Source organism: Nonomuraea sp. NPDC052634 (assembly GCF_040678535.1).
In the GTDB taxonomy this organism is placed as follows: Bacteria; Actinomycetota; Actinomycetes; order Streptosporangiales; family Streptosporangiaceae; genus Nonomuraea; species Nonomuraea fastidiosa.
Genome location: NZ_JBFATY010000005.1, coordinates 332178 through 346752, shown reverse-complemented (window position 1 = coordinate 346752; position 14575 = coordinate 332178). Strand labels below are relative to the sequence as shown.

12 protein-coding genes are annotated in these 14575 nt (G+C 68.7%); 10 read left to right on the top strand and 2 right to left on the bottom strand.

The window, feature by feature from the left end:
• The first annotated feature begins 109 nt into the window (after positions 1-109).
• From AB0K67_RS24015 to AB0K67_RS23970, 10 genes are all read left to right on the top strand, one after another.
• Positions 110-1411, top strand: a complete 1302-nt coding sequence (locus AB0K67_RS24015) for an NYN domain-containing protein (protein ID WP_364064109.1) — start codon at positions 110-112, stop codon at positions 1409-1411.
• A 585-nt stretch (positions 1412-1996) separates the two neighbouring features.
• Positions 1997-3109, top strand: coding sequence for a phosphotransferase (locus AB0K67_RS24010; protein WP_364064106.1), 1113 nt, complete (start codon positions 1997-1999; stop codon positions 3107-3109).
• A 69-nt stretch (positions 3110-3178) separates the two neighbouring features.
• Positions 3179-3700 carry a DUF305 domain-containing protein gene (locus AB0K67_RS24005; protein ID WP_364064103.1) on the top strand — a complete coding sequence of 174 codons (522 nt, stop codon included), beginning with the start codon at positions 3179-3181 and terminating at the stop codon, positions 3698-3700.
• Between the two features lie 210 nt (positions 3701-3910).
• Complete coding sequence (locus tag AB0K67_RS24000) at positions 3911-4609, top strand: FadR/GntR family transcriptional regulator (RefSeq protein ID WP_364064100.1); 699 nt, start codon at positions 3911-3913, stop codon at positions 4607-4609.
• A gap of 19 nt (positions 4610-4628) precedes the next feature.
• Positions 4629-5879, top strand: coding sequence for an ABC transporter substrate-binding protein (locus AB0K67_RS23995; protein WP_364064097.1), 1251 nt, complete (start codon positions 4629-4631; stop codon positions 5877-5879).
• 56 nt (positions 5880-5935) lie between these two features.
• The gene (locus AB0K67_RS23990; protein WP_364064094.1) at positions 5936-6742 is read left to right on the top strand and encodes a sugar ABC transporter permease; all 807 of its coding nucleotides are present in this window, start codon (positions 5936-5938) and stop codon (positions 6740-6742) included.
• A complete protein-coding gene (locus AB0K67_RS23985) occupies positions 6739-7551 on the top strand; it encodes a carbohydrate ABC transporter permease (RefSeq protein ID WP_364064091.1) in 813 nt (270 codons plus the stop codon). The genes AB0K67_RS23990 and AB0K67_RS23985 overlap by 4 nt, the downstream gene beginning before the upstream one ends.
• Positions 7548-10490, top strand: coding sequence for a glycoside hydrolase family 38 C-terminal domain-containing protein (locus AB0K67_RS23980; RefSeq protein WP_364064088.1), 2943 nt, complete (start codon positions 7548-7550; stop codon positions 10488-10490). The genes AB0K67_RS23985 and AB0K67_RS23980 overlap by 4 nt, the downstream gene beginning before the upstream one ends.
• Positions 10487-11713: an enolase C-terminal domain-like protein gene (locus AB0K67_RS23975; protein WP_364064086.1), complete on the top strand. Its 1227-nt coding sequence runs from the start codon at positions 10487-10489 to the stop codon at positions 11711-11713. Before AB0K67_RS23980 ends, AB0K67_RS23975 begins: the two co-directional genes overlap by 4 nt.
• A gap of 9 nt (positions 11714-11722) precedes the next feature.
• A complete protein-coding gene (locus tag AB0K67_RS23970; RefSeq protein ID WP_364064084.1) occupies positions 11723-13159 on the top strand; it encodes a peptidase S10 in 1437 nt (478 codons plus the stop codon).
• Here the strand turns inward: AB0K67_RS23970 and AB0K67_RS23965 are convergent.
• On the bottom strand, positions 13118-13960 hold the full coding sequence (locus AB0K67_RS23965) for a hypothetical protein (RefSeq protein ID WP_364064081.1): 843 nt from the start codon (positions 13958-13960) through the stop codon (positions 13118-13120). The two genes, AB0K67_RS23970 and AB0K67_RS23965, sit on opposite strands and share 42 nt — an antisense overlap.
• 74 nt (positions 13961-14034) lie before the next feature.
• Positions 14035-14454 (bottom strand): peptidase inhibitor family I36 protein, encoded by a 420-nt coding sequence (locus tag AB0K67_RS23960; RefSeq protein ID WP_364064079.1) that lies wholly within the window; start codon positions 14452-14454, stop codon positions 14035-14037.
• Between the last annotated feature and the right edge of the window lie 121 nt (positions 14455-14575).

The following is a 14575-nucleotide window of genomic DNA, read 5'->3' as shown; positions in this document are numbered from 1 at the left end:
TCGTGTTCCTTGGGTCGTAGTTCCGCTTGCTGTCGTTCTTGTACGCGATTGGCAATGCCGAACCGTAATTCCTCTCTTGCGGATGGGTTGACGGTGGTAGGTTACTGGTGTGGAGTATGTCCGGACTGCGCTCTATCTCGACTTTGACAATGTCTTCACCGGCATGTTCAACTTGGATCCAGAGGTGGCTATCCAGTTCGCGAGCGATCCGGGCGCTTGGCTTCGCCGTCTGTCTACGACATCCACTACGGATGCTTCACGACGCTGGCTGATTCTGCGTTGTTACCTGAATCCATCCGGATGGGTGAACCATCGCGACCCGGATGGGAAGGCGGAGCGGCTGTACTTCTCTCGGTTCAGGCCGTCGTTCGTTCGCGCCGGCTTCGAGGTGATCGACTGTCCGCGTTACAGCGCTACGAAGAACGGCGCCGATATCAGGATTGTCATCGATGCCGTTGATGCACTGTCGGCCGACACTTTATATGAGGAGTTCGTCATCGCCTCCGGTGACTCCGATATGGCGCCTCTACTGCAACGACTGCGTCGCGCAGACCGGCGCACAGTGATCGTGTCACCGGCAGATGCCGCCGAGGCGTTCACCTCAATCGCCGATCAAGTCCTGGGCAGTCGGCAGCTGCTGGCGCTGGTTTCGGGTGAACATGTTGACTTCGATGACGATGCGGACATGACCGCGGACACCGAGGGTGAGGACTGCGACGGTGGGGTCACGCATTCCGATGGCGTGTCGGTCGACCACGATGAGGCGTACATGTCGTTCCGCTCGAAGGTCCTCAGGGAGTATAACGAGGCGCCCGCGCCGATAAACATGGCTACTCTAGCGGGGCAGCTGCGCAGCGAGCTGGGTGACGTGATCGCTCACACCGACTGGTTTGGTCATGGCGGGTTCGCTCGAGCGGTGGAAAGTCTCAATCTGCCCAACCTATGTATGTCGCAGCACTATTTGTGGGACAAGATCCGTCACACGCCCCCTGATGCCGTAGGGCAGGTTGTCGCTCTGCCGGAGCCTGTCGAGCGCTTGACCGAACTATTCAGCCTGCCTCGGCTGCCATCTGGGTGGTGGCCGGCCATATATCAAACGCTTTCCGCCTACGCCCATTCCCATCAGTTCAATCTCGCTCATTGTATTAGCTGGTCGCGCGACCAGCTTCAGACTCAAGGACTTGCTGTAAGCCGCAAGGTCATCGAAGTCGTCCTGCATGGCACGGCAAATGGTGGTTGCCCTCTGTATCGCCAACCTTCGCCAACTGAAGTGGAGATCGGCATGGCGTTTGTGAAGAGCATGCTCAGCCGGGCCGATCAGGTGGGATTGGCCTTCACGTACGAAGAAGAAGCAGCAGTTCGGGCCTGGCTGGGGGCGCAGTTGGAGGACAATGCCGGGGGTGCTAGCTGAGCCGTCACCTCGACCGCGGCGTTTCTGCTGAGGTAGACACCATGGCGGCGACACGCGCTCCGGATGAGAGGTCGATTGTTCGCCGAGCATGGGTGGTCGCGAAGGTTTGGGGTGTGGGGCCGCAGGTTGAGGTGAGTCGGCGGGTGTTCGCCCAGATCGCTCGGCAGTCTTTGCCGTTCGCTACGCCGCTGATCCTGGTGTGCGTGAGCGGGACGGGATTGTGGTGACGTTAGAGCGGGAGCTTTCCGGGGTTCCGGTGCAGGCTGAGTCTTTCGCATGGCTTCGCCGGTTGGAGCCGGGCTTGTGGATACGCGGTTGGCGGGGGCGGGTGAGGCGAGCATGATGGCGGGAAAGGGGGTGCGGCAGGGGTGAACGATCGGGGATGCTGGATCGTTCTCGTACCAAATGGGTCGGTGTCATGGGGAAGGGGGCATGCGTCCGTGTCAGGGATCTTCTGGGCCTTTGTTCTCTGCTTGAGGCGCCTGCTGCGCTTATTCCGGTGATTCGGTCGCCAGTAGTCCGGTGATCCGGCCGGCGACGGCTGCCCAGGAAAGCCGGTGGCGGTGGGGATCGTGGGGCGGGACGATGTGCCGGTGGCGGCGCGAATCGGGATGCGTCCCGTCACGTCGGCCGAGGCTGGCGGGCGGGTGGCTGGAGCGGGTCATGCGGGCAAAGGCGGCCGGTGTGAGTGAGGCGGAGGCTTCGAGCGGGGCTGGTCCGGTCGGTGGTGGCGGGGGTTCTGTGAGTAGCGCGGGGGTTGCCGGTGGGCGGCGGTTTGCGGGGCGGGACCGGCTGGCCGGGCTGGTACGTGAGGTGTTCGGCCCCGGAACCCGGCTCGACGGGGTGGAGCGGTTGCGGGGTGGGACCAGGAAAGGGGTCTATCGGCTGACGTTCGGTCGGGGGCCCGGTGCTGTTCTTTACTCCTGGGCGGTTGAAGAGAACTTCTGGGGTGATGAAGGGGGGCCTTCGGGGCTGCAGACCTTTCTCGCGGCTCATCAGGAGTTCAGTGCGCTGGGCGTGCGGGTGCCGCGGCTGCTGTTCGCCGACGGGAGCGGGCGGCACTACCCGGGTGAGGTGGCGGTCGTTGAGGATGTGCGCGGTGGCACGCTTGAGGAGCGGCTTCGAAGGAACGACCTCAGAGGTCTGAGCCCGCTGGCGGCTTACCTCGAAACGATGGCGGGGCGGCGGTCGGCGGGGCTCGGCAGGGTCGGGCAGGTCGAGGCGGGGGTGTGCCCGGATGTCGTGCTGGGGTGGGCGGTCAAGGATCTGGCGGAGGCGGCGGGACGGGTCGAGGCCATCAGGCGGGAGCGGGACGCGTTCGAGGAGCTGCTGCGGGAGATGGCGGCCGGCGTCGAGCCGCGTACGGAACACGCGCTGATCCACGGCGAGCTGGGGCCCGACCACGTGCTGATGGACGACGGCGGCGAGCCGGTGCTCATCGACATCGACGGGGCGAAGTTCTTCGACGTCGAGTGGGAGCACGTCTTCCTGCGGCTCAGGTTCGGGGAGCACTACCCGCGGCTGCGGATCGAAGGGCTGGACGAGGCCAGAATGCGCTTCTACCGGCTGGCCCAGAGCCTGGCGCTGGTGGCCGGGCCGTTGCGGCTGCTCGATGGGGACTTCCCGGATCGGGAGGCGATGATGGCGATCGTCCGGCACCACATCGGGCAGGCGCTCGGCTTCGTACGGGGTGGGTGACAGACCTTGCGCAGGTGGGCAATCCTCCAATAGGAAGGTTTCCTGGCTGATAAGCGGGAGTTGAGGCGGTTGCGTACGGTCTTAGCGGTCCTCGGGCTCCTGCTCATCACGGCCTGCGGCCAGCGGAAGGACGAGCCGCCGGTGAACGCCGACGACGTGATGTTCGTCCAGATGATGGTGCAGCACCATCGGCAGGGCATCGAGATCGCCCAGATCGGCGCGGCGCAGGCGACCGACCCCGAGATCAAGACGCTGACCTCGGCCATCGTGGCCACACAGCGGGACGAGGTCGAGATGCTGAAACGCTGGCTGCGCGACTGGGACCAGCCGGTCACGCCGCCGAGCAGCGCCCACGACCACCACGGCGGCATGCCGGAGACCGACGCCAAGCGCATCCAGGCGCTGAAGGTGTCGAAGAACTTCGAGTACGACCTGCTCAACCTGCTCATCGCCCACCAGGACGACGCCGTGCAGATGGCCTCGGCCGAGGTGGCGGGCGGGGCCCACCCCGAGGTGCAGAAGTGGGCGGCCCAGGTGCAGAGCTCCCGTAAGGGGCAGATCGATCTGATGCTCAAGCTGCTCAAGAGTTAGGCCGCCCCGCTGTTCGCTGGGCGCCGCGGTTGCTCTTCCGGGCTCTCGCGCGTCCCCGGCTCGCCTGCGGACCGGGGGTTCGGCGGGTCGTCGTGTGCGGGGTGGTCCGGGGAGAACCTGCTCGGAGCGGTACGGGCCTCACATGGCGATCTGTGACGAATCGATATCCCTCATAGACGCCACACCTGAAAAGTGATTAGATCACTTGATATGTCCGAGGTAACGCGGCCCTCGCTTTCCGACGCTCTCACCGAGCGCATGCTGGAGCTCATCCGTACGGGCGGGCACCGGCCCGGCGACAGGCTGCCCTCGACCAGGGAGCTCTCCCAGCGCTTCGCCGTCACGACTCCGACGTTGCGCGAGGCGCTGCGCAGGCTCGAGGCCACCGGGGCCATCGAGATGCGGCACGGTTCCGGCATCTACGTCGGAGCCGCCATAGAGCGGCTGGTGCTGCCCAATCCGAACATGCGTGAGATGCACGCCCCTCAGCTCCTGGACCTGCTCGGCGCGCGGATCGTCATCGAGCCGCCGCTGGCGGCGATGGCCGCCGAGCACGCCGGCGAGGAGGAGATCGCGGCGCTCAGGCAGGTGCTCGACGAGGCGGGCAGGCATCTGCGGGGCGAGGACGCCGAGTTGCACGAGGCGAACATGACCTTCCACCGGGCGACCGCCCGGATGGCGGGCAACAGCGTCCTGCATGAGGTGGTCGACTCGCTGCTGACCGTGCACGGCCCGGAGCAGCGCGAGATCCTGCATCTCTTCGACGACCGGCGCCGCGACTACGAGGAGCACCTGGCGATCCTGGGGGCCATCGAAGCTCGCGACGCGGCGCAGGCCGAGGAGCGGATGCGGGCCCACCTGGTCGATGTGAAGACCGTTATCGAGCACAGGTTGCAATCCCCCCGATGAGAACCAAGGAGGCCGGCCCATGTTCCGGTCACGTGTGGCCACGCTCGGCGTGGCGGCGCTCGTCCTGGCCGCCTGCGGTGGCAACGGCGCCGGCGAGCAGCAGAAGAAGACGGAGCTGACCCTCTACAACGACAAGGGCGCGTGGTCGAAGTACTTCGACGAGATGGGCGCGCTGTCCAAGCAGAAGATCGGCCTGGGCATGAAGCCGACGGGCTACACGGACTCGGCGCAGTACCAGGCGTTCATCAAGGCGTCGTTCCGCACGAACGTCAAGCCCGACCTGTTCACCTGGCAGACCGGGGGGATGCTGGAGGAGATCGTCAAGCAGAAGCAGGTGGCCGACACCTCGGCCATCTGGCAGGAGGCGATCAAGGCGGGTGACCTGTCGGAGGACCTGCTGCCGTACTACACGGTCGGCGGCAAGCAGTACTGCGTGCCGATGAACGTCGCCTACTGGGGGATGTTCTACAACAAGAAGATCTTCGACAAGTACGACCTGAAGCCGCCGCAGACGTGGGACGAGCTGGTCCAGATCGCCGAGACCTTGAAGAAGAACGGGGTCAAGGCGTTCTACCACACCAGCGTGCTGTTCTCGTTCGTCTGGTTCGAGCAGCTCCTGGCCGGCACCGACCCCGACCTGTACGACCGGCTCTCCACCGGCAAGGCGAAGTACACCGACCCGGGCGTGGTGCAGGTGATGGAGCGGTGGAAGCAGCTCATCGACGCCGGATATTTCATTAATCCGGGGGATAAGACGGACCCGGGCGACGTCCTGAAGAACGGCAAGGCCGCGATGGTCACGTTCGGCACCTGGTTCAACACCAGCATGACCAGCCGCGACATGAAGGCCGGCACGGACTACGACTTCTTCGTCATCCCGAACGTCAACCCGTCGCTGCCGAAGACGTCGATGATCTTCGAGAGCGGCCCGCTGTGCTCGCTCGCCAAGGCGGCCGACCCCGAGGCCAGCATGAAGTACCTCAAGTGGTGGACCACCGCCGAGGCGCAGGAGAAGTGGGCCAAGAGCCGCGGTGACGTCAGCGCCAACCCGAAGGTGACGATCGACGACAAGGCGCTCGGCACGGTCACCAAGGACGCGGGCAGCGGCAAGTACCGCCTGGTCAACCGCTACTTCGAGGCGACGCCGCCGCCCATTCTGAACGCCGCGCTCGACGGGTTCGGCAAGTTCGTCACCGAGCCGGGCTCGTACATGGAGGTCCTGCAGACCATCCAGAAGGCCGCCGACGAGTACTGGAGCACGCACCAGTGAGTGCGGCCCCAACTCAGGTGAAAGCCCCGCTGCTCGGCCGGTTCAGGCATGGGTACGTGGCGCCCGCCGCCCTCCTGGTCGCGGTGCTGCTGTACGCGCCGTTCCTGTGGACCGCGTACCTGAGCCTGACCCGCTACGACGGCCTTGAGCCGCCCGCCTGGACCGGCCTGGCCAACTTCGGCAAGCTCTTCGCGGACACCGCGCTGCTGACCTCGACCCGCAACACGCTGATCTGGGTGATCGGCACGATGGTGCTGCCGGTCGGGCTCGGGCTGCTGGTCGCGGTGCTGTCGTACGACATCAAGGGCGGCGCGTGGTTCCGGGCGCCGTTCATGCTGCCGTACGCGCTCAGCGGCGCCGGCCTGGCCATGGTGTGGAGCCCGATCCTGTCCCACGGCGGCATCGCGAACGTGCTGCTCGGCGTGGACACGGCGTTTTTGCAGGACGCGCCGGTGAACACGCTCGCGATGCTCGCGGTCTGGACCTGGCAGCAGCTCGGCGTGAACACGCTGCTGTTCGTCGTGGGCCTGCAGTCGATCCCGAAGGAGCCGATCGAGGCGGCGCGGCTGGACGGCGCGTCCGGCTGGCGGCTGTTCCGGCACGTGATCTGGCCGCTCATGCGGCCGCTGACGGCGGTCGTGGTGGGTCTCGCGCTGGTGGCGAGCCTGAAGACGTTCGACATCGTCTGGGTGCTGACGCAGGGCGGTCCTGGACGCAACTCCGAGACGCTCGCGGTGACCATGTACAAGGAGACGTTCGTGGCCAGCGACTACGGCTACGGCTCGGCGGTGGCGGTGATGCTGACCGTCGTGACGGGGCTGGCCTCCTACCTGTATCTGCGCAGGCAGGTGACGGCCACGTGATCCGCCGTGCCGTGCTCGTCGCGCTCGGGCTGATCTGGCTCGGGCCGACGTACCTGCTGCTCGTCAACGCCGCGCGGCCGTCCGATGCGTACGACCCGGCCGGCGCGTGGCTGCCCTCGGGCGACTTCGCCCTGTTCGACAACGTCGCGACGGCGCTGGAGAGCGCGAACCTGACGCCGAGCCTGGCCAGCACCGCGCTCTACAGCGTGCTCTCGCCGCTGCTCGGCGTGCTGATCGGCGCGCTGGCGGGCTACACGATCGTGGTGCTGCGGCTGCGGCACGGGTTCTGGTGGTTCCTGCTGATCTTCGGCGGCACCGTGTTCCCCTCGCAGATGCTGCTGGTGCCGCTCTTCGTCGGCTACAGCGACGCCGGCCTGTACGACAGCCGCCTCGGCATGCTCCTCATCTACACCGCGATCAACGTGCCGCTGGCCGCGTTCGTGCTGCGCAACTTCTACAGCGGGGTGGCGTTCTCCATCTTCGAGGCGGCCCGCATGGACGGCGCCTCGACGTGGCGCATCTTCTGGCGCATCTACCTGCCGATCTCGTTCACGGCGCTGACGGCGGTGTTCATCCTCGAATTCACCTTCATCTGGAACGACCTCATCTTCGGCCTGACCCTGACCCAGACAGAAGAGGTCAGGCCGGTCATGACCGCCATCGCGGGTCTCATGACCGACGTGTACGCCGGCACCCCGGTCCCGGTCGGCCTGGCCGCCGGGCTCGTGGTCTCGCTGCCGACCGTGGTGTTGTTCCTGGCAACCCAGCGCCTCTTCGCCAGGGGCCTGTCTCTAGGGAGTGTGCAATGACCAGCCGGTTGCTCCAGCGCAGCCTGGGGAGTCCCGACTACGACGGGATCAGGCAGGCGCTGCGAGACGACACCTCGACGCCCGTGATCAGCGTGCGCGGGCTGGAGGTCCGGGTCGCGGTGCTGCCGCTGTTCACCCACGACGGACGCCAGGTGGTCCGGGTCTCCAGCACCGAGCCGCTGACCCACGTGCTGGTGGGCGTGGACAGCGCGACGGGCCGCGATGTGACGCTGCTGGTGCCGGAGGTGGACGCGCCGCGCGAGTTCACGCTGGAGTGCCGCGACGACGCGGGCGTCGTGGGCAGCGCACGGATCACGGTGACGCCGCAGCGCAAGTGGAACGTGTTCGTGGTGCATCACTCGCACCTCGACATCGGCTACACCGACCCGCAGGGCACGGTGCTGCGCCACCACCTCGACTACCTGGACGCGGCCGTACGGCTGGCGCAGGAGAGCGCGTCCTGGCCGGACGACGCGCGCTTCCGCTGGACGGTCGAGTCGTCGATGCCGGCGCTGCGCTGGCTGGAGGCCAGGCCGAAGGAGATGGTGGACGCCTTCGCCGAGCTGGCCAAGTCGGGGCAGATCGAGGTGACGGCGCTGCCGTTCCAGCTGCACACCGAGGCGTGCTCGACCGAGGAGCTGCACCGGCAGCTCCGCTTCACCGCCCAGCTGGAGCGCCGCTACGGCTTCGCCACGAAGTCGGCCATGCACACCGACGTGCCGGGCGCGGTCGTGGGCCTGGTGGACGCGCTCAGCCAGGCCGGGGTGCGCTACCTCGCCGCCGCGCACAACTGGGCCGGGCGGTCGGTGCCGTACCTGCACGGCGGTGACAAGCTGACCAGGCCGTTCCGCTGGCGGGCGCCGAGCGGCAACGAGATCCTCGTGTGGTTCACCGACACGCCGCACGGCATGGCGTACATGGAGGGCAACACGGTCGGGCTGACCGACTCCTACGAGCTGGCCGACGACCTGCTGCCGCGCTACCTGTCGGCGCTGGCGACGCGCGGCTACCCGTACGGGCCCGGCACGTTCGGCTGGCAGGGGCCCGACGCGCCGAAGGAGCCGTACGAGCTGGACGTGCTGCACCTGCGGGTGCAGGGCGCGCACGCCGACAACGCGGGCCCGTCGATCGTGCCGGCCACGATCGCGCGGCGGTGGAACGAGCAGTGGGCCTACCCGCGGCTGCGCAGCGCGGTCAACAGCGACTTCTTCGAGTTCGTCGAGGAGCGCTACCACGACCGGCTGGCGGTGCACGAGGGCGACTGGACCGACTGGTGGGCCGACGGGCTCGGCTCGGGGGCGCGCCCGCTGGGCTACGTGCGCAGGGCGCAGTCGGCGCTGCGGGTGGCCGAGACGCTGCACACGCTGGCCGGGGTGGACGCGACGGAGCGCATCGACGCGGCGTACGACAAGGTCGCGCTGTTCAACGAGCACACCTGGGGCGCGGCGAACCCGTGGGAGGACGCCGAGGAGGGCGGCGACTCGGGCGGCCTGCAGTGGACGCGCAAGTCGTCCGGCGCGTACGACGCCCAGGACGACGCCTCCGACCTGCTGCACGCGGCGACCAGGCGGTTCGGCGCGGCGCTCTCGGACGCGGGCGCGGAGGATGACACACGCGGCGCGCTGGCCTCGTTCGCCGTCTTCAACCCGGCCACGTGGGCGCGGACCGACGTCGTGCGCGCGTTCCTGCCGAGGGACGTGGTGGGCACGGAGGTGCCGATCGCGATCGTGGACGCCAGGACGGGTGAGCGGCTGCCGCACCACGAGGAGCCGGTGGACCCGGCGGACTGGCCGACCCGGCCGATCGGGCGGCACGTGCACGCGGTGGTGAAGGACGTGCCGGGCTACGGCTACGTACGGCTCGACGTCGTCCCCGGCGAGACGCAGGCCCCCGAGCCGGTCGAGCTGGACGAGAGCGGCGTGATCGAGAACGAGTTCTACCGCGTGGCGTACGACGTGCGCGAGGGCTACATCGGCTCGATCTTCGACAAGCGGGCCGGCCGCGAGCTGGTCAACGGCGACGCGGCGGCCGGCTTCGGCCAGTACGTCTACGACCAGTACGCCACCGCACCGCACTTCAACCACCTGTCGGGCCACGTCGGCGCGCACGACCGCACGCTGCTCGGCAACCGGTCGATCGGCGAGCACGCGCGGATCACCGAGGCGAAGCGCACGGCGGTGGGCGAGCGGCTGGTCGTGGAGCTGCGCGGCAAGGGCGTGGACTGGATCCGCACCACGATCGAGCTGCACAACGGCGTGCCCAGGCTGGATCTGACCTATCAGCTCGCCAAGCAGGGCACCGCGGCCAAGGAGGCGGTGTTCCTCGCGTTCCCGTTCGCCGCGGGCAAGGCCACGGCCTGGGAGCTGACCGGCGGCGTCGGCGGCCCCGACGTGCCGCGGGTGCCGGGCTCGGCCGAGTACATGCTGCCGATCAGGCACTGGATCGCCTTCGAAGACCCCGGGCTGACCATCGCCTGGGCCACGCTGGAGGCGCCGCTGGTGCAGCTCGGCACCATCCACATGCCGTACGCGCCGTTCCCGCCGACGCTGGAGCAGGAGGACGGCACGGTCTACTCGTGGGCGCTCAACAACATCTGGGACACCAACTTCCCCGCGCAGCAGCAGGGCGAGACGACGTTCCGGTACGCGGTCACGTCCGAGAGCGGCGCGAACGGGCGGCGGCTCGGCGCGGCGGCGGCCGCGGGCCTGTGCGAGCCCTTCGTGGGCGCGCTGATCACCGGCGGCCCGCAGGCGTCGGAGACGTACGTGACAGTTGACCATCCCGACGTGCTGGTCACGTCGGTGGGCTGGGACGGCGTGCGGCTGCAGTCGCTGGCCGCCGAGCCGGTCGAGACGAAGGTGACGATGCCGGGACAGGAGCCGGTCGAGGTGCGGCTGCCCGCCTGCGGGGTGGCCGTGGTCAGGGGGACGCGTCAGTGAAGATCGTCGACATCCGGGCCACGACGGTGGCCGTGCCTCTGGAGGCGCCGCTGCGGCACAGCAACGGCGCGCACTGGGGGCGCTTCGTCCGGACGATCGTCGAGGTCGAGGCCGACAACGGGCTGGTCGGGCTGGGCGAGATGGGCGGCGGCGGGGAGAGCGCGGAGTCGGCGTTCCGCGCGCTGGTGCCGTACCTGAAGGGGCACGACCCGTTCCAGCTCGAAGCGCTGCGCTTCAAGGTCGCAAACCCGACGGCCTCGCTCTACAACAACCGCACGCAGCTCCTCGCCGCGATCGAGTTCGCCTGCCTCGACCTGGTCGGGCAGCGGCTCGGGGTGCCGGTCTGCGACCTGCTCGGCGGGCGTATCAGAGACCGGGTGCCGTTCGCGTCGTACCTGTTCTTCCGGTACGCCTCCGACGCCCACGCCGAGATCCGCACCCCTGACCAGCTCGTGGAGCACACGAGGCGGCTGAAGGAGCGGCACGGGTTCACCGTGCACAAGCTCAAGGGCGGCGTGTTCCCGCCGGACTACGAGCTGGAGTGCTACCGCGCGCTGGCCGAGACCTTCCCCGGCGACCGGCTCAGGTACGACCCCAACGCGGTGCTGTCGGTGGCCGAGGGCCTGCGCTTCGGCAAGGCCATCGAGGGCCTGAACAACGACTACCTGGAGGACCCGGTCTGGGGGCTCGAAGGGCTGCGGGCCGTGCGCGAGCGGGTGAGCGTGCCGCTGGCGACGAACACGGTCGTGGTGAACTTCGAGCAGCTCGCCTCCAACGTGCTGCGCAGGAGCGCCGACGTGGTGCTGCTGGACACGACGTTCTGGGGCGGCATCAGGCCGTGCGTGAAGGCGGCGGGGGTGTGCGAGACGTTCCAGATCGGGGTGGCCGTGCACTCCTCGGGTGAGCTGGGCATCCAGCTCGCGACGATGCTGCACCTGGGCGCGGTGCTGCCGAACCTCACGTACGCGGCCGACGCCCACTACCACCAGCTCAGGGACGACGTGATCGAGGGTGGGAGGATGGCGTACTCGGAGGGCGCCATCGCCGTGCCGGACGGCCCGGGTCTGGGGGTGCGGCTCGACCGCGACAAGGTGGAGCGGTACGCCGAGCTCTACCGCGAGCTGGGCGGCTACCCCTACGACCGCGACCCCGGGCGTCCCGGCTGGTACGCCACGGTCCCCAACGAGAGGTTCGCGGACCCGACGGTGGAAATCGCACCATAATGGGGCGATATGTCTGAAGAGTCGAAGCCTGCCGCCCCCGCCGACAACCTCGTCACCTCCTCCCACACGCTGCCGACCGGCGAGTCGTACACCGCCACCGCCGGCACGCTGGTGCTGCGCGAGGAGGTGACCACCGACGGCACGTTCGAGGGCCTGCGCCCCAAGGCCGAGGTGTTCGTCACCGCCTACACCCTCGACGGCGCCGACCCCGGCAGCAGGCCGGTGACCTTCGCCTTCAACGGCGGGCCCGGCTCGTCCAGCGTGTGGCTGCACCTGGGCGTGCTCGGGCCGCGCAGGGTCGTCATGGGCGACGCCGGTGCGCTGCTGCCGCCCCCGTACGGGCTGGTGGACAACGAGGAGAGCCTGCTGCGGGTGAGCGACCTGGTCTTCATCGACCCGGTCTCCACCGGCTACTCGCGGGCCGCCCAGGGGGAGAAGGCGGAGCCGTACCACGGCTTCACCGGAGACCTGGAGTCGGTCGGCGAGGTGATCAGGCTCTGGACCACCAGGAACGCGCGGTGGATGTCGCCGAAGTTCCTGGCCGGCGAGTCGTACGGCACCGTGCGGGCCGCCGGTCTCGCCGAGCACCTGCAGTCGCGCTACGGCATGTACCTCAACGGCGTCATCCTGATCTCCTCGGTGCTCGACTTCATCACCGGCGAGTTCAACGACGGCAACGACCTGGCCTACGCGCTCTACCTGCCGACGTACGCGGCCATCGCCCACTACCACGGCCTGCACGGCGACCGGCCGCTCGCCGACGTGCTGCGCGAGGCCGAGGAGTACGCCGACCGCGACTACCTGTGGGTGCTGGCCCGCGGCAACCGGCTCACCCCGGAGGAGCGCGCCGCCGCGGTCGCCAAGATCGCCCGGCTGACCGGGCTGAGCGAGGACTACGTCGACCGGGTGAACCTGCGCATCGAGCACATCAGGTTCTTCACCGAGGTGCTGCGCCACCGGCGGCAGGTCGTCGGCAGGCTCGACGGCCGCTTCACCGGCTGGGACCCCGACGCCGGCCGCGAGCACTTCGCCGCCGACCCCAGCATGGACGCGATCATGGGTCCTTACAGCGCGGCGCTCAACCACTACCTGCGCACCGAGCTGGGCTACGCCAGCGACCTGCCGTACGAGGTGCTCACCTCGCGGGTGCGGCCGTGGTCGTACAAGGAGTTCGAAAACGCGCACGTGCAGGTGGTCTCCCGGCTCGGGGCGGCCATGCGGGCCAACCCGCACCTGCGCGTCCACGTGGCCTGCGGCTACCACGACGGCGCCACCCCGTACTACGCCGCCGAGCACACCTTCGCCCACCTGCCCGTGCCGCCCGAGCTGACCGGCAACATCGAGTTCAAGTACTACGAGGCCGGCCACATGATGTACGTGCACGAGCCCAGCAGGCTCGCCCAGTCAGCCGACCTCGCGGCGTTCGTCCTCGGCGAGCAGGCGTGAGGCCTTCGCCAGGCGCTGCTCCAGGTTCTGGCGGAGGGCGGCGAACCTGTCGGGGTTGTCGCGGATGAGGGCCCGCTGCAGCTCGGCATCGGCCGCGTACCAGGCCGCGACCAGGCCCGACGCCCACTTGCACCGGGTGTCGGCGGTCGCGGTGCGCCGCTCCTCGTCCGTCACCGCCGTGGGCTCGTCGAGGTTCCAGCGGCTGTCGCCGATGGCCGCCTCGGGCGACGGATAGGAGTGGCCGGCCTGCTTCATGCACGACTGCCAGCGCTTGACCGCCGCCGTCACCGACGGGTGCTTGGCGGCCTGTTCGAGCGTGAGCGAGTCCTGCAGCGCGAGCCACGGCCAGTCCGCCTTGCGCGCGCCCTCCTCCAGGGCGAGCGTGGCGCGGTCGAGGCAGCCGCGGTCGGCCGCGGTGCCGTACAGGCGGTGCCGGGCGCGTTTGGGCAGCTTGCCGGCCCAGGCGCCGGTCGTGTCGGGAGACGGCGGCCTGGCCAGGTGATAGCCGTGCGTCTTGGCCGCGTCCGGGTCGGCGACGCCGTAGCGGCGGGAGTTGCCGGGATCGATCGCGGCGATCTGCGCCGCGCTCTCGGCGGGTGGGTCGATGGTGATGCCCTGCTTGCGCATGCACCTGACGACGAGACGGTTGTGGGCGTTGCCCAGCGTGGCCCGCTGCTCGGGAGTGGTCTTGTACGCGTCGAACGGGAGCACCAGGTGCGACACCGAGGTGACGCCCTTGGCGGGCGCGGGCGGTGCCGCCGGCTTCTCGACGCCGCAGGCCGCGGCGGCCGTCGCCAGCACCAGCGTGCTCGCGAGGAGTCCGCGGCAGCCGGTTTCCGAGGGCCAAGCCCGGAAACCGGCACTCCCTGTCTTACTCAGCGGCACCAGATGTCGATCGCGCTGGCGCGGTCGTTGCCGATGGCGTTGTTCGCCAGGTAACCGTCGTTCGAGTTGTGGGTGAACGTGCTGTGCGCGCCGGTGTAGCCGGGGTGCTGCCACAGCGTGGCGCTGCAGCCGATGCGGTTGCGAATCGAGCTGGTGTCGTTGTCCATGCTCGTCCAGGAGTTGCTGAAGTCCCAGTTGAGCCAGTTGTTGTCGGCGAAGTTGGAGTCGTCAGAGACGAAGTCCCGCCAGTGGTCGACCTGGCCGCGGTTGTAGTCGTAGCCCGCGTACAGGCAGACGCGACCGCCGTAGCAGGTCGAGCGGGGGCTGGCCGCCGCCGCGGCGGCCGGGGCGACCACGGTGAACAGCGTGGCCGCGGCGATGAGACCGGCGGCCTTCTTGGTGAGCCTCACAGGTTTCTCTCCGATCAGTGAGTCGTTTTCGGCCTGGAACCCGACAGGCGGCGAATCGCCCGCGAGCCGCGTTGACCCCCGCGCGATCGCTTGAAGGCTCCGCGCCCGTGCAGGGTCGCGG

Bases quoted from the DNA above. Each gene is read 5' to 3' on its own strand.
- AB0K67_RS23995 (WP_364064097.1), top strand. From the start codon at position 4,629: ATGTTCCGGTCACGTGTGGCCACGCTCGGCGTGGCGGCGCTCGTCCTG.
- AB0K67_RS24000 (WP_364064100.1), top strand. From the start codon at position 3,911: ATGTCCGAGGTAACGCGGCCCTCGCTTTCCGACGCTCTCACCGAGCGC.
- AB0K67_RS23970 (WP_364064084.1), top strand. From the start codon at position 11,723: ATGTCTGAAGAGTCGAAGCCTGCCGCCCCCGCCGACAACCTCGTCACC.
- AB0K67_RS23980 (WP_364064088.1), top strand. From the start codon at position 7,548: ATGACCAGCCGGTTGCTCCAGCGCAGCCTGGGGAGTCCCGACTACGAC.
- AB0K67_RS24010 (WP_364064106.1), top strand. From the start codon at position 1,997: ATGTGCCGGTGGCGGCGCGAATCGGGATGCGTCCCGTCACGTCGGCCG.